The sequence below is a fragment of the Pseudomonas extremorientalis genome (assembly GCF_024584605.1).
Classification (GTDB): Bacteria; Pseudomonadota; Gammaproteobacteria; order Pseudomonadales; family Pseudomonadaceae; genus Aquipseudomonas; species Aquipseudomonas extremorientalis.
In genome coordinates this window covers 1,403,582-1,417,951 of the sequence record NZ_CP089519.1, presented here as the reverse complement: position 1 = coordinate 1,417,951, position 14,370 = coordinate 1,403,582, and the positions used below count along the sequence as shown (strand labels likewise).

The 14,370-nt window shown below is 59.5% G+C and carries 22 protein-coding genes; 1 reads left to right on the top strand and 21 read right to left on the bottom strand.

Features of this window, described 5'->3' with window-relative positions:
* Window positions 1-38 precede the first annotated feature (38 nt).
* From LUU92_RS06185 to LUU92_RS06085, 21 genes are all read right to left on the bottom strand, one after another.
* The gene (locus LUU92_RS06185) at window positions 39-500 is read right to left on the bottom strand and encodes a lysis system i-spanin subunit Rz (RefSeq protein WP_257103309.1); all 462 of its coding nucleotides are present in this window, start codon (window positions 498-500) and stop codon (window positions 39-41) included.
* Window positions 488-1,045, bottom strand: coding sequence for a glycoside hydrolase family 19 protein (locus tag LUU92_RS06180; RefSeq protein WP_257103308.1), 558 nt, complete (start codon window positions 1,043-1,045; stop codon window positions 488-490). Before LUU92_RS06180 ends, LUU92_RS06185 begins: the two co-directional genes overlap by 13 nt.
* Before the next feature lie 55 nt (window positions 1,046-1,100).
* Window positions 1,101-2,108, bottom strand: a complete 1,008-nt coding sequence (locus LUU92_RS06175) for a phage late control D family tail protein (protein WP_257103307.1) — start codon at window positions 2,106-2,108, stop codon at window positions 1,101-1,103.
* A 9-nt stretch (window positions 2,109-2,117) separates the two neighbouring features.
* A complete protein-coding gene (locus tag LUU92_RS06170) occupies window positions 2,118-2,330 on the bottom strand; it encodes a tail protein X (protein ID WP_071488737.1) in 213 nt (70 codons plus the stop codon).
* Complete coding sequence (locus LUU92_RS06165) at window positions 2,323-2,706, bottom strand: phage tail protein (protein ID WP_071488736.1); 384 nt, start codon at window positions 2,704-2,706, stop codon at window positions 2,323-2,325. The genes LUU92_RS06170 and LUU92_RS06165 overlap by 8 nt, the downstream gene beginning before the upstream one ends.
* The gene (locus LUU92_RS06160) at window positions 2,706-4,277 is read right to left on the bottom strand and encodes a glycine zipper domain-containing protein (RefSeq protein ID WP_257103306.1); all 1,572 of its coding nucleotides are present in this window, start codon (window positions 4,275-4,277) and stop codon (window positions 2,706-2,708) included. Before LUU92_RS06160 ends, LUU92_RS06165 begins: the two co-directional genes overlap by 1 nt.
* 5 nt (window positions 4,278-4,282) lie before the next feature.
* Window positions 4,283-4,408: a hypothetical protein gene (locus tag LUU92_RS06155; protein ID WP_017844653.1), complete on the bottom strand. Its 126-nt coding sequence runs from the start codon at window positions 4,406-4,408 to the stop codon at window positions 4,283-4,285.
* A complete protein-coding gene (locus LUU92_RS06150) occupies window positions 4,405-4,977 on the bottom strand; it encodes a phage tail assembly protein (RefSeq protein ID WP_214496544.1) in 573 nt (190 codons plus the stop codon). Before LUU92_RS06150 ends, LUU92_RS06155 begins: the two co-directional genes overlap by 4 nt.
* 51 nt (window positions 4,978-5,028) lie before the next feature.
* Window positions 5,029-5,535 (bottom strand): phage major tail tube protein, encoded by a 507-nt coding sequence (locus tag LUU92_RS06145; RefSeq protein WP_071488733.1) that lies wholly within the window; start codon window positions 5,533-5,535, stop codon window positions 5,029-5,031.
* Complete coding sequence (locus tag LUU92_RS06140; RefSeq protein WP_257103305.1) at window positions 5,535-6,701, bottom strand: phage tail sheath protein; 1,167 nt, start codon at window positions 6,699-6,701, stop codon at window positions 5,535-5,537. The genes LUU92_RS06145 and LUU92_RS06140 overlap by 1 nt, the downstream gene beginning before the upstream one ends.
* A 2-nt stretch (window positions 6,702-6,703) precedes the next feature.
* Complete coding sequence (locus LUU92_RS06135; RefSeq protein ID WP_175486651.1) at window positions 6,704-6,877, bottom strand: hypothetical protein; 174 nt, start codon at window positions 6,875-6,877, stop codon at window positions 6,704-6,706.
* A gap of 83 nt (window positions 6,878-6,960) precedes the next feature.
* Window positions 6,961-7,218 carry a phage tail assembly chaperone gene (locus tag LUU92_RS06130; protein WP_093119414.1) on the bottom strand — a complete coding sequence of 86 codons (258 nt, stop codon included), beginning with the start codon at window positions 7,216-7,218 and terminating at the stop codon, window positions 6,961-6,963.
* Complete coding sequence (locus tag LUU92_RS06125; protein ID WP_093119416.1) at window positions 7,219-7,836, bottom strand: hypothetical protein; 618 nt, start codon at window positions 7,834-7,836, stop codon at window positions 7,219-7,221.
* A gap of 63 nt (window positions 7,837-7,899) precedes the next feature.
* Window positions 7,900-8,433, bottom strand: a complete 534-nt coding sequence (locus LUU92_RS06120) for a hypothetical protein (protein WP_093119418.1) — start codon at window positions 8,431-8,433, stop codon at window positions 7,900-7,902.
* Window positions 8,430-9,068: a phage tail protein I gene (locus tag LUU92_RS06115; RefSeq protein WP_257103304.1), complete on the bottom strand. Its 639-nt coding sequence runs from the start codon at window positions 9,066-9,068 to the stop codon at window positions 8,430-8,432. Before LUU92_RS06115 ends, LUU92_RS06120 begins: the two co-directional genes overlap by 4 nt.
* Entirely contained in the window at window positions 9,068-10,063 is a 996-nt protein-coding gene (locus tag LUU92_RS06110; RefSeq protein WP_257103303.1) for a baseplate J/gp47 family protein, read from the bottom strand. The genes LUU92_RS06115 and LUU92_RS06110 overlap by 1 nt, the downstream gene beginning before the upstream one ends.
* Window positions 10,060-10,392 (bottom strand): phage baseplate protein, encoded by a 333-nt coding sequence (locus LUU92_RS06105; protein ID WP_071488728.1) that lies wholly within the window; start codon window positions 10,390-10,392, stop codon window positions 10,060-10,062. The genes LUU92_RS06110 and LUU92_RS06105 overlap by 4 nt, the downstream gene beginning before the upstream one ends.
* Window positions 10,393-10,404: 12 nt before the next feature.
* The gene (locus tag LUU92_RS06100; RefSeq protein ID WP_257103302.1) at window positions 10,405-11,013 is read right to left on the bottom strand and encodes a phage baseplate assembly protein V; all 609 of its coding nucleotides are present in this window, start codon (window positions 11,011-11,013) and stop codon (window positions 10,405-10,407) included.
* Window positions 11,014-11,016: 3 nt separating this feature from the next.
* On the bottom strand, window positions 11,017-11,532 hold the full coding sequence (locus LUU92_RS06095) for a hypothetical protein (protein WP_071488726.1): 516 nt from the start codon (window positions 11,530-11,532) through the stop codon (window positions 11,017-11,019).
* A gap of 21 nt (window positions 11,533-11,553) precedes the next feature.
* Window positions 11,554-11,898 (bottom strand): phage holin family protein, encoded by a 345-nt coding sequence (locus LUU92_RS06090; protein ID WP_071488725.1) that lies wholly within the window; start codon window positions 11,896-11,898, stop codon window positions 11,554-11,556.
* A 603-nt stretch (window positions 11,899-12,501) separates the two neighbouring features.
* Window positions 12,502-13,236, bottom strand: coding sequence for a LexA family transcriptional regulator (locus LUU92_RS06085; protein ID WP_071488724.1), 735 nt, complete (start codon window positions 13,234-13,236; stop codon window positions 12,502-12,504).
* Window positions 13,237-13,361: 125 nt separating this feature from the next.
* Between LUU92_RS06085 and LUU92_RS06080 the strand changes: the two genes are divergently transcribed.
* The gene (locus LUU92_RS06080; RefSeq protein WP_197678248.1) at window positions 13,362-14,291 is read left to right on the top strand and encodes an AraC family transcriptional regulator; all 930 of its coding nucleotides are present in this window, start codon (window positions 13,362-13,364) and stop codon (window positions 14,289-14,291) included.
* Window positions 14,292-14,370 lie beyond the last annotated feature (79 nt).

The window sequence follows — 14,370 nt, the reverse complement described above, 5'->3', positions numbered from 1 at the left end:
GACAATCTCACACGCAAGTGACGGACTGTCTCAAGACACTAACGGGCGACGGCTCGCACATACGCCTGGCAGGCACGCAAGGCAATCAGGGCGCTGTCGCCGTCGTCGGTGATGCGGATAATTCGCTGAGCATGCGCTGGGTCAAGTCGGGCTCGCGGGGCTGCATGAACCACGCTGCCGGCGGCGGTGGCGGCCGGCATTGGGCAGCCACTGGAAGCGTCGAGAAGGACTGACAGCCGCACATCAGCAGTAGCCAGGCGGTCACGCAAAGCTGCTTGAGTACGTTGGGCATCGCTCAACTCCCGGACATGTTGTTGGTCGATGGCACTGAGCTGTTGCTCAAGGGCCAGCCGTCTGTCTTGTTCGGCCTGCTGTAGATGCAGGGCTTTCTGGGTCTGTGCGGCCGACAAGCGTTCAATCTGTGCCCCGTACCGCCACGCCTGCACCTGCCAGACAACGGCCACCAGCACGCATACGCCAATCGCAACTAAGAAACGCATAACACCGCCTTCGCCCGCGCCCACAGCTGCAAACGATCCTCCAGGCCATTGAGCCCGCCGTTGATGCGCCGGGTGATGGTGGTGAACTGGTCCTTGTCAGCGAGTTCATTCAAGCCATTGCTTTGCCAGAACCAGGCGGCGGATTCAGCAGCCCACTGGGGCTGCTCCAGCAACATCGGCTCGCGCAATAAACGATCATCACCAAACAATGCCTGGCTGCAGGCCTGGTAGTTACGGCGCCCCGTCACCTGGATCAGCCCCCGGCCCCGGTACTTCTGGCCGTCGCCGTCCGCTTCAGGAGTATTGCCCAGGCGCGCCGCCAGGATGCCAGTGTCGTACTTGCTCAGGTATTGATCGCTGCCCAGTTCGCGCACGTAGCGCAGTTGCCCGGACTCGTGGCCGACTTGGGCGAGGAAGGCGGCGATGCGTTGTGGCGTGTTGATTTGACGGTGGAGCATGGCGCAGTTCAGCGCAGTAATGAAAACTCCCGCCTTGATGCGGGAGTTCGGTAGGATAGTTACGAGTTGCTGCTCAGACAGGACCATATTGTCTCCACATCAGAAACCTCAAACGAAGCATGAGGGGTGTCAATGGCGCGGTTTATTCCGCGGGGGACAAACCGCTCGCGCTGATCGTGCAGCGATAGCTGTCTTTGCGCTTGCCACTGGCCGTCACGGTATTGATCGACCAACGCCCCTGCATGAAGCCTGGCCATGACTCATCCAGCAGCAACAAGCCTTCAGCAGCGAATGCGGGGTTTCCAGGGCAAATCACCTCGATCTTCAGCCCTTCACGTCTCACACGGCGCATCTCGCCTTCAGCAGCGGAACGGGCTTCGGCTTCGTTCTGGTAACGCTGCGTAACCTCTTTAAACGGCTCGATACCCACCTGCACCACGTTTTTCTTACCGGCCGCCGCATCCCACCAGGACGCTTGTGCGCCGTCATATTTGGCGCGACTGCCCTCGGACATCTTGGCGCTGATAAAAGCACGCTCACCCGGGCGATTGTCACGCGTCAGCGACAGCCGCACATCCGGCAGGGTCTTGCCCGACAACGACGTGAGCTGGCCTTTTCGGCCCAGCACATAAAACTCATCGACCGGCTTGGCCACGGCATCAAAACGTCTGGCCAAGCGTGTCAGCAACGCCATGTCACTTTCGTTGGTCTGGTCAATGTGCGGAATCTGCTTGCCTTCGAGGTCAGGCGCCACCCGTGGTGAATAACCGTAGCGCGCCGTCAATTGACGGAACAGCGCGCCCAGGGTGATCGGCCCGTGACTGGCGGTGCGACGTTGCTTGAACCCGTCCACGTCAAACGGTGCCGCCGTGGCCTCCAATGCCAGGCGCATGGGAAACAGTGAAGGTGTGCGCTTGGTGATCTTGAACGTTCCCTTGTCCACCAGGCCGGTTTCCAGATACCCCACGCGCAGACCGATTTTCCCACCCAGGTCGGGCAGGCCATCAAGGCCCTCGATATCGAGGGTTAACTTGAGATGGTCTGAGACAAGACCGGCCGTATCACTATGCTCCCACTCCAACAGGCGTTCGTTGAGCAGCGCGGCATTGGCTCCGTAGATTTCCACCACTGGCGTATATCCAAGTGTCATGGTCGCTCCTTAGTCCCAGGCCGAAACGGGCTGCTTCGCAATGGGCTGCCTGTCCAGTTCCGGCACAATCACACTGACACCTGCCGGCAGTACTGCGCCCTGCTCGGCCAACCCTGGGTTCAACCGCCACAGCACTTCCTCGGCGGCATCGTCACAGCGGCCAAGCTCGCGGTACAGCAACAGGTTCACCGAATCACCAGCAATACTTCGCACCCTACGCATTGACGAACTCCTCCAATACCAGCGACCAATTGATAACCATGGCGGTGCCATCGTCGATCACATTGGATTGTTTTTCGCTCACCGATTTGATCGTCCACAGCCCCCAGCTGAGGCCTACGCCATCGACCAGCGGCAATGGCGCACGCAGGGCTTGCAACGCACGCAGCTCATCCAGGCGTGCCATGCCGGTTGCCCGTGCGGCCTTACCGCCGAAGGTCAGCGTTTCAAGCTCTTGGCCGACCTGGCTGGACTTGGGTTTGCCGGCAATAATCGGCAGGCCGACCCATCCACCTGTGCTGGCGCGGTCCAGGGTGTCGTAGGCGAATCCACGAGACAGCCCGAAAATAAACGTGCCCAATGCCATCTGTTGCCGCATCACACCCCTCCAATATCGGTCAGTGCCGAATCACGTCGCGACCCCAGCAGGTCGCTCATCGACAGCGGCGAAAATTGCGCTTCGATCTGTTGCACCACCAACTCCGCCAGCTGTTGATAGCTGGCCTGCTCCGTTGCATTGATGGTGATCTGCGGGGCGAACGTGACTTGACGGTTGTCGGCCTGGGCATTGTCCAGGCGCTTGCTGACGTCGGCGGGCGCGGGCAGGCGGTCGCTTGAACCGAGCAGCTTGTCACCGAGCCAACTGCCAGCCTCACTGCCCAACAAACCACCGATTGCACCACCGACCGCTGTACCGACACCGGGAAAAATCATGGTGCCGATGGCCGCACCGGCAGAGGCCCCGGCCCAGGCGCCACCGGCGGCACTGAGCCCGGCGCCGACGGCTTTGGCGTCACCGTTGCGCACGCCCTCAACCACATCCATAGCGGTGTCCACATACCGCATCGGGCCGAGACGACGGGCACCGACCGACTCCAGCCGGGTCATGGTGCCGGCCAACCGCGAAGTCGAGGCTTGAGGCAAAGGGGGCGCCTGCGCAGCGTGCAACGCAGGCGGCGTGGGCAACATCGCCTTACCCAATCGATCGGATGCATCACGCAGCCAATTACCGAGCCTGCCGCCTTTTTTACCCGAGCCCTTGCCGGGGGCTTTACCGGAAGTGCTTTGCTTACGCTCACGCTCGTAGCCCGGTGGCAGAATAATGCTGGGGCGCGTGGAGCCGCTCTGCGACTCGCCAGGGCAGCAGCAACCTTTACCCTTGTCCTTTTCTTTATCGTAACCGCCGTCCTTGAACAACGTGCCAACCCCGGGCAACTTGCCCAGCGTCATATCAACCAAATTGCCCGTCACCCGCTCTTTAATCGTCTCGCCCACGCCCGAAAAAAATTCGGAAACCACTGGTGAAACGACCGACGACATCACCGTTTCAGCAGTCTTGAGCGATTCAGCGGCGACCGGTGAATCGCCGGCCCAAGTATTGACGGTGTCCAACACGCCGGTTTTGGCCCGCAGCCATGTGTCTTCTCCCAGGACCGGCACGGGTTCAAGCGTCCTGGTCAACCGCTCCGCGCTTTTGGTCGACTCTTCGCGCAAGACCGTTATGGATTTTTCCGGGGGGCGTTTCGATCCAAATGCAAGGCTGGTATTCGCCTGCTGAAGAGCCGCGACCGGGTCGAGGCGCTCCATATTGCGCACTGTCAAGGCTTCGCGGGTCAGGCGCCGATCATCCACCTTGCTCGACTTGAACTCCGTGGCGCTGCCCGGCTCAGTCCGCCTGTCAGTTCTGGACGGGTTAATGTCCACGGCTTCAAGCCGTGATACTGAGACGCGCAGCGCATCTACGCTGCTGCGCAGTAGCCCAAGGGACAATGACAGACCAACGAGCTGCACGCTTGCGGTAGTCAGCGCCACGCTCATCGGGTGTATCGGTGCCGTCTCACCAAGGCGCTCAGGTGCCAAGGCGCCTGAGTTGACCATGGCGGCGTCCTTGCCGACGACCGCCTGGCCATCCTTGGCCGCGGCATACGCCAGCGAATACTTGTTCTGCATCCCGCTTACTCCTGTTTGACGCCAAGGCGAGTTATCGCGATGTCGTAGCGGCGCAATGCTTTTCCGGCGTCCCAGTCGAGGATCTCGGCCTCATTGACTGAGTAAATCAGCGGCACCACATCGAGGATCACTTCGATGTCGCGCTCCGAAAGAAGTCCGCCGGTTGATTTAAAAAATCGTCGATACGCTCCTGCAATTCGGTCCAGTCAGGCACGGTCAGGCCGGCCAGGTCAGGAATCATCAGGCCGGCGCAGTGCGCGGTGATGAACTCGGCGCGCTCTTTGTTGGTGGCGAGTTTCTTCATCACCTTGGTAGCGCGCAGCGCGGGCATTTCCAGGGGCAGTTCGATGAGGTTTCGGCCGGCTGCGTCGAGGGGCAACAGCAGTTGGACGGGTTGGTCGTGGGTCGAGTCCGCTTGTTCGCCGAGAAAGAACGACGCAGGACGCGTCGACATCTCGTGTACGTACTGGGCAATGCTCACGTAATCCGGGCGCTTGAGTTGGTCGAGTTCTTTTTCCGACAGGCCGGTGGCGAGTTTCGCCAGTTCGAAAAACTGGTCGTCCTCGTCATCACCGGCCCGGGCCAGCGCGTCTTTTTGCGCGGCGTAGTACAACGGTTTGAGTTGCACCTGCTCGATTATCGCGCCGGTATCGGCGGTGATCGGGGACAGCAGGACATGCAGCGGTGGCATCCAGGCCATGAGACAGCTCCTTGGTGAAGTATGAGGGCGAGCACGCCCGCCCCCGGGGCATTACGGCATCAGCACGGCGCGGCGCGCATCGCCGAGGATGTCGACGCCGTTGAGCACGAACTTCTGGGTGCGTACATCGATGTCGATGACCGGAATACCGTTTTCCAGGCGGTTGTAAGTGCGGCAGGACAGCTCCAGGGTGGTGAGTGCCTTATCGCCCATCTTCAGCTTCGCTTCGGACAGGGATTTGAGCTTGCCGCCAACGGTGTGGTAGGTGAAGTAGGTCTTGCCATCCTGATCCTGGCCGGCTTCGCGCACGTTGAGCAGGATGTCATCACCCAGGCGTACGCCCAGCGCGAGCATGATCTCCGGGCCGGCACCTTGCAGCACCAGCGTGGCGCCGAGCACCTTGCCGCTCTTGGCCATTTCCTCGGCGATAAAACGCCCGCCGGACATGGGCTCCATGTCGAACTCGATCTTCGGCGGAGTGAACTCCTCCACCGTCGCGGATAACGGCAGGCCTTGAAGGGTGGCCGCGATGGCCTGTCTGACTCGGTTGGTAAACATTAGAGAACGTCCTCCAGGAACTGCTCGATGATTTCATCGCGGGCATTGAGTTGATAAATCATGTGTTCATTCGGCGCGTAGCGGCCGTAGTCGATGACGATGAACCAGGTGCCGTTCTTGTACTTCTCGACACTGTTCAATTCCGGATGCAGGTACACGCTGCCACCAGGGATGGTTTCGTCGGCGACCAAGGTTTGCAGCCAGTCGTTGATGCGCTTGACCTCCTGATCCATGAAGGACTTGGTGAGGTTCTTGGCCATGGCTTTCTGGCCGGCCTTGACCAGCTTGCGGCTGATCGCATCTTCCAGGCCGACGTAGCTGATGAACTTGCCGGTGATGGAGCGGTTACCCAGCAGCGAGAAACCGCCGAGGATGGTACGGGCGTAGTAGCTCACGCCGTAGCGGTTGAGCAGGTCGCCTTCGGTGGAGGTGTCGAGGATGTTGTACTCGACCACGCGGGAAACGTCCTCGGCGAACGTCACCTGGTTGCCTGGACTTTCCCACTGCTTGACCTTGGCCAGCGCAGCGATGGCCAGGGACGATGGCGCGAGGAACACGTTTTTCTTGGCCGCCTTGGAGTACACCGACGGCATGTTGTGCACCAGAAGGCAGCGGTCAAAACCGAGATCGGCGCCGCCCAGTTCACCGCTGTAGGTCACTTGGTCGGCGACGCTTGCGTCTTTGCCATCCAACACCACGCGGGCTTTGATGCGTTTGCCGAACGAGGCGAACTCACCGGCCACGGCCTTGGTGCCGGTGAAGCCGGGGGCACCGATGATGGTCAAGTCTTCCGGTACGCTGGCCAATGCGGCCAGGCCCAGCTTGCGGCCGGTGACTGGCTCATCGCCGCCGATCACGTTGTTGATGGTCTCAGCCGGGGTCGCCCCCTCCTCCACGATCACTACGTAGACCGGCACCTTGACCACTTTTAGGATCTGGTACACGGCGTGGAACAGCGTGCCCGACTCCGTGCCGGTCGGGTCCAGCAGCGCCTGGGTGGTGAAACTGTTGATGCGGAACGGCGCATTCTTCGGGATCGACGCATGGGCCTTCGGCGCAGTGCCGACCAGGCCGATCACGTTGTCACCCAGGCCACCCATGGCCTCGGGGGATTCGGTGGCATTCACGGTGATGCCGTTGTGCTCGAAGTTCAAAACCTCAGCCATGGTTAGTCAGCCTTCTTTGGGGTGGAGTTGAGGACGCTGGTCAGTTCCAGGCGGCCGGCGGTGCGCAGGGCGGATGCTTCGACGTCCAGCAGCTCCAGTTCCTCGCCGACGGTGGACCAATGGCCGCCTCCGGTGGGGAAAGGGATGAGGACGGTGTAGGTTTGGCGGTTTTGCATAGGGACAAATCTCCGGGTGGAAAACGCCAAAGCCCCTGCGGGAGGGGCTTTGGGAGGCGAAAAAAAACCGCTTTCGCGGTAGGTTATTTAAGGAATATTGGCAGGTCCGGCCATACCACCTTATAAGGGTCGCCGGAGTCTTGGGGAACATCACGCACGGCCTGACGATACAGCGCGAGCTCACTTCGTTGCGCATCCGTGAGTGGACTATCTACGGCCTGCATTGCTTCTGTTGCGTTCAGCAACTGTCGACGACAGGTACGAATGGACGCCCACTCGGCGAGGGCGATAGACTCAGGATTAGGTTTGTATTGAGATCCCACTTCAATTGTTTCGCTCATTTAAAACTCCACCTTATCTGTCAGTGACAGTTTCGACTTAAGACTCCCCACTGCAAACAACCCTCCGATACCGACCTGCATTGTATCGATACGAATGGTTGTCACATAAATGCTTGGAAACTTCAAGCGCATAATCACATTACCAGTCGAATCGGTGTAAATTCCTGGAGACATGTTCCCGAAAACGGCTTTGTTCAATACTGCCCTTTGAGGCGAGTAGCAGTAGCCCACAATAGTCTCGTCTACGATAGTTGCACTGCCGTAGCTGTAACCACGAATATTAAACCAAAACATTTGATCGTGAGTATTGATATTCACCGGCAGTTTGAAGTGCATGTAAATATTATCCGACGTGCCTAGATCAACGACGGAAAATCCGCCAGATGCACCTGTATTTTGGGGCCCACCGGTACCCCACACGCCGCCTTGGAACACGTTAAGTTGGACCGAACCTGATGCCCCTACCAACCCAACCATATCTTTTTTGCTGCGGAATTCATCAAACTCTGCACGCGCCACATCCATCCGTGTGTCAATTTGAGAAATCTTCCCGTTGACGACAGCTGTCAAACTATCTGTTGCAGTGACCAACTCACCTATTTTCTGCTCAATGCCCATATTGAACCTCTTAATTATTAATCGTCCCGAATAGTGCCAACGCAAACAGCCTTCAGATTATTGTTAACCGTTATTTTCCAGAGCCATCACTCGAAATAACACACCGACGTGCCTGGCCATATTATTCACAGTGGCGGCTGCTAAAACTGCCAACTCTTCCGTAAGCAACAAGTTAAAGTTGTCACTCCCCACCACAATCGTCACACTGTTCGCTGGCAATGGCGAAATATCCAGCGTGAATTTTTGCAGTACTCGCGCTGCCGCCGCTTTATACGTCAACAACTTCCCTGCCACGGAATACACCGCCAGCAAAGTCCCGCTGGCGAGATAAAACCCGAACTCGCCGATTTCATATTCGGCCTCGCCATCAAACAGTGCGGCCATCCTGAGTTGCCGGTCGCCCAAGTCCTCGTAATCCACAATGGCGACCCGTTGGCGCTCATCGCGCAAGGCTATTTCCGAGCCGTCAGGGCTGTAGCGGCCGGTACCGGCGCCAATGTGGGTGATTTCGCCTTTCAAGCCCTGGTTCTTTGCCTGCAGCACTTCATCCAAACCTTTGGAGGTGAAGCGCACCAGGCGCGTAATGTCATCTGTCATGGCTGCGCCCTGAGGTCGTAGTCGTTAATGGTGTAGTGACGGGTGGCCCCGACACTGTTAAGCCGAGCAGCCAACGCCAACTCCGGTAGTGCGCTGGTCAGAGAAAACTCACCATCACTCAACGAAGCATGTGCGACTTGAGTGAACGCAAGGCGCCCTTGGGTTTCGAGAACGATGGTGATCGTTGCCAGGTCCCGCTCACTCTGCGCTGCATTGATGCGGCGGATCAGGCGGTTGTGGTCACCACTGGACCAACTGCGCCCGATGATGGCCTGCACATCAAAGGTGTAAGGCAAGCCCAAGGGTCGCTGCTGATACCAGGCACTGATGTTGGGAGTGAATCCCAGTGACTCCACCGCGTGAACGAGCGCCTTCGGTGTCCCCGCCTGACGCTGTATCTGCCAGGACAAGGCCACAGTCAGGCGTTTTTCCGACTCGCTGGCGTCAGCATCCCATTCACTGACGCCGCGGTCGGCGGCCAGATAAGGAAGAAACTCGCTGGGCGTTTGCAGCGGACTCATCAAGGCCGGAAATGGCGGACTCACTCGATCCAGCAGCCTGCCAAACCCCAGGTCCAGCGCCCTTTCCAGCGGTGAGCTGTTGACCGGCAACAGGCTCGCTTTGGGTTCATCCATCATAGCGTGCGCACCTCCACCTCGACGCCCGTGCAATACGGGGCCTGGAACGCGGTGCTGATGATCGGCTCCAGCGGCTCAAGGATCTGCAGTTGCGCCGCGCCAGCGCTGTGGATGGCGTAGTCGATCCAGCTTGGGTCGACCCGACCTTCCAGGCGATGGCAGGAGTCGGCGTAGGTTTGCAGCAGTTTCTGTGCAGCAACCTGGGTCAAGCCAGAATCCGGGCCGGCGTTGATCTTGGCGATCACGCGGATTTTGTAGCGCTGGATCTGTGCTCCCTGGACGGTGACCAGATCGGTTTCCGGCCTTACATCGGGCCGTGCGAAATGTCGCCGCACGCCGTCAAGCAAATCGGCGGAAGCGGTGCCATCACCCTCCCTGGAAAGCACGGTGACCATCACCTCGCCGGGCGCGGTGCGTCGAGCGTTGCCGTCCTTGACCTGGGCCGCATAGCCGTCCGGGTCAAAGGTGTAGCTGACGGTCACTACGCCCGGCGTGGCGCTTTGCACCTTGACCGATGGCCGCTCGCCCAGGGTGAACACCTCACGCCGGTACTGCATGCGCGAACCCGCCGCCGGGGCGTGGGGCGCCAGGTAGTAACGCAGGCGGGCGTCGTCGTCGCTTTCCAGAATCGGCGGCACCGGCGGGAAAGCAGCCGGGTCACCTGGGTCGAGGACCTGGCGCTCCAGCCCCATATCAGCCAGGCGTGCGTCCAGGTTGCTGCCGGTGGCCCACCAGGCCAACATCTGCTTGATGCGGGCGTTGTACTTGCGTTCGTGGGTTTGCAGGCGCACGCAAAATGCTTCCAGGGCCAGGGTCAGCAGTTCGCTTTCATTGTCGAGGCTGATCTTGAGTTTGGCCGCGCTTTGCGGGGCGCGAGTGGCGACGTAATCAACCACGAAGGCCTTGAACTCGGCCAGCAATGGTTCGAACTCATCGACCGCGATGATGGCCGGTTCGGCCAGTTGGTTCTGGCCAGGGATCAACATGCTCATGTCACGACCTCGAAGGATTGCTGGCGGTTTTTCCAGGTGCCGGCAAAACGCAGCAACAAACCGGCGCCCTGACGGGTAGCGACGATGATCTGGGGCTGAAAGTCGGCGATACCGTTCTGGGGGTTATAGAACGCCTGGGCGGCGTGGCTCTGGGCGAGGATCAGCAGATCGTCACCGAGGTTCTGCCCGAGCAGTTGCGGGATCAGCGAGCCGTACAACGGGCGCTTCTGGCGAGTGCCCACGGGAGTGGTCAGCGCTCGGGTGGCGCGCTGCACGAATTGCAACCAGTCATCGACGGCTGCCCCGGTGTCACGGTCGATTCCAATCATGGGATGTCCTTATCAGGGGCTGATGACCCGGCCTTGATGGTCCACCACCGGGCCGGTGAAGTGCGCGCCGCCGGCATCCAGCGACAGGCTGGTACCGCCGACTTGCAGCGTGATGCTCTGGCTGCTCATCGTCAGGCTGGCGGCGCCGACCTTGACGTAGACCTGTTCGCGAGAACCGATAAACGTGGTTGGGCCGTTGACCCAATTGAAGGTGTGGCTGGCGTCGTCGTAGTCGCTCTGGGTGCCGTCCTGATAACGCCGCCGGGTCAGCGTCGGAACACTGGAAACCGGCGGAAAACGATCGCTGTTCAAGCCGAACAAGGCCACCGACTGCGCCCCACCCTCGCCGCCGCCATAGTTGAGCAACAAGCATTGCTCGCCCACTGAGGGGATACGGGTTTCGGTCTGCGCCCCGGCGCTGGGGTTGAAAAACTTGATCGCCGGACTGAGTAAGTCCCCGTGGCTGATCGTGCAGGTATTGCTGGCGGCGTCGACCTCCTGGCACACGCCAATTCGGCAGAAGCTTTCTGCGCGTCGATAGAGATCTTCAAGCTGGGCTTCCATTTCGGCCAGGCGCTCGACGATCGGCCCCAGTTGCATGCGTAGCAATGCATCGAACATGGGCTACTCCTGCAACGGGCGGTATTGGTCGGGATCATCGATGTTCGTGACTTCCCAGGTGCAGGCAAACAGCGGCTTGCCTGTGGGATCTTCGAGCAGCGACGGGCCAAGATAGAGGGTTTGGATGAATGAAACAGTCCAGGTGTCGTAGTCCGTTTCCGCGCTGGTAAGCACGGAAGGTGCCGCGACAATCGCAGTGGGCAGGTCACATTGATCGGGCGGCAGGCCCCAGCGGTTATCCAGGGCCAAGTCCATCAGTTGGCTGGCCAGGTCGCAGGCGTCAAAGGGCGTCGAGCCACTGACGACCGTGACCTTGAGTGAAACCGACAAGGCATGCGCCTTGCGCCCGGCAAGGGAGCGAACACCCGGGCCATTGCGCTCCACGCTGATCAAAATGCCGGTTTTGTCGCCCGTCTCGGAGAAGTCATGGTGATTACCGACCCGTAGTTGTGGGAACGCGCGCTTCAGCGCGTCCCCAATCGCCACAGGCAGTTGGGAAGGTTTTTCGAGAAGTGTCATCTGCTTGCATCCTTGCAGCGCTTACTGCTGATCCGGGCGAGAGTTCGGGGCCTGGTTGACCCCGATGCGCTTGGCCGCCCAGCGTTCATAAAGGCCGATGGCCACGTCCGCACCGGCCATGGCGGTGAGGCAACCAATGGCCCCGGCGGTCCAGATCGACATGCCGGCGGCGTAGCACAGCATCAAGGCCGAGACCCCGCAGACCATGCACGCCCCGGACCGCAGGGCCAGGCGCCGGATCAACGACCAACCGCGGGCGCCCTCCTTGTCGGCGCGCCACATTTCGCCGGACACCCCGCCGATCAGGGCCAGTACGATCACCAGCCAGATAGGCATTTCCGCTAACGCTTGCTGCTCGTTTGTCATGTCACGCCTCCTGGCTGAGCACTACCGGCGCCGGGCCGGCTCTTGGGTAAATCCATTTCGTAGGTAGGCATTCCAAAAAGCCCGGTTGCCCGGGCTTTTCAGTAATGCGGTCCATATTCGATCTTTCGGCGCTACTGGCGCGGTACGGATCTTTCCTCGATGTTTTTCCGACCACGATCCCTGTCTGCCGGATAACTGCTTCTGGTGCTTTACGCTGCACACCCGGGTCAGTTGCCAACCCTCTGAACCGTTATGAGGCCGGTTCATCGCTGCCTGTGTTGGTTATGCTTTGAAACTAAAGAGCGTCGGCATCCTTGCCGGTATTGCCTGGCATCCCTGCCATCGCTCAGATGGCGTCCTTGCCGGTGTTGCGTGCCTTCCTTGTCTTTCCTGGCAGCATCCTTGCCGCCTCCACCAGGCCTTGTTTGGCTGGCTTGAGATGAAGAATAGATATGTATGCATATACAGTCAATGCACAAATGCATTTATTTTTAGCGGATAAATGCATTGACGCATTTATAGCCTTATAGGACGGGGGTTTGGCGATTTTCTGCAGACGGAAAAAAGCCCGCTCGTTGGCGGGCTTTGTCTTACGCGGGAAGGTTAACGGGCGTACATACCCCACCAAAACACATGACCCAGGATGCTGATCTGCTCATCCTGGATATCCTGGAAGCTGTAGTCTTCATCCGGGTGCTCATCGCGGTTGAAACTGCGCAGGCGGATCCCGGAAGGCAGGCGATAGAGCTGTTTCACGCGCAATTGGCCGTTGTGATTGATGGCATACAAGTCACCATCGACGATATCGCCGATGCCACTCTTGCCCGCGTTCACCCCGACCGTCGCACCGTCGCGCAGCACCGGCAACATGCTGTTGCCGCGCACCGTCACGCACTTGGCCTGGTCGAACTGCACACCGTTATGCCGCAGGCTGCGCTTGCCGAACCGCAGGCTGGCCTTCTCGCTTTCCTCGATGACGAATCTTCCTGATCCAGCAGCCAATTCAACCTCGCGCAGAAAGGGGATCGACACCTCGTCATCATTGACGGGCGTGTCGTCGTCCCACAGGCTTATGTCCTTGAGTTCCGAATGCATCGGGTCGCGCGCGTCATCGCGCAAAGCGCCCATCGCCGCGCGCCCGCGCAGGTAATCGGTGCTGACACGGAAGTACTCGGCAATACGGGAGATGTGCTTGTCCGACGGATCAACGATCTTGCCGCTGAGGATCCGGGACAGCGTGGATTGTGGCACGCCGGTGCGCCGGTAAAGCTCCGTGGGGGAGATCCGGTCGCGGTCCAGCAATTCTCTTAAGACGATAGAAACGTTGCGTTTTTGCATAACGAGGATAGTGACGGGAGTTTTTTGGCTTGGCAAATGCTAATTTGCATTTTTTATGCATACTATCACGCACTATGACAACCAAATCCTCCGTCCACGCATCCCGCGCCGAGTACGCCCGACGCATGAACCGCGTACTCAACTACATCGATACCCACCTGGATACCCCCTTGGAGGGTGCCCGGTTGGCCGATATCGCCAACTTTTCGCGCTTCCATTTTCATCGGATTTTCGCGGCGTGGATGGGCGAGACATTGGGCAGCTATGTCCGCCGGCGGCGACTGGAGAAGGCAGCGTTCCGCCTGTCCTGCGGCAACCACGAAACCGTACTCGAAACAGCATTGGCCAGCGGTTTCAACTCGGGCGAAGCATTCGCACGGGCCTTCAAACTACAGTTTGGCTGCACGCCATCCGAGTGGCGCACCAACACACCGCAGCGACTGGCAGCACAGGCGGCAGCCATCGGCCCGCGGCCGGGTGCGCAGCAGAGCAATCCTGATCAGGTCTTCGGCAATGCCCATCAGGCACATGAGCGTACGTTCGACGACGCTGGGCTCTCTTCTCCTTCAACGAAAGAGCCCACCATGGACGTACGCATCATTGATTTACCCAAGGTACGCGTTGCCTACCAACGCCTGATCGGCCCCTATGGCCCCGCAATCGGCCATTTCTGGCGCGGGACCATGGCGCCGTGGATGCACTCCAATGGCCTCGGCGATGAACGGTGTTACGGCATAGGGTATGACGATCCATCCATCACGCCCCCGAACAAGTGCCGCTACGATGCTTGCGTTGAAGTGCCAGCCTCTTTTTTAACCAGCGCCCAGGCAGACATTCAGACCCTGCCGGGCGGCCGCTATGCCGTAGCGAGCTTCAAAGGGAAAACAGAAAAAATAGCCGATGCCTGGATGTGGCTGACGCGAGAATGGATGCCTTCCAGCGGTCTGCAATGCGATGACCGACCATGTTTCGAGATGTTCTTTGCGGCAACCGCAACCGATTCGGACACCGGTGAGTTCATCTGCGACATCTGCATCCCTGTGCGGTCGCTGTAATACAAAGGCATCAAAGATACCGGCGGCGCGTTTACTTGCAGTTAAGTAAATGCACCGCCGGCTTTTGCGTTTTACCTAT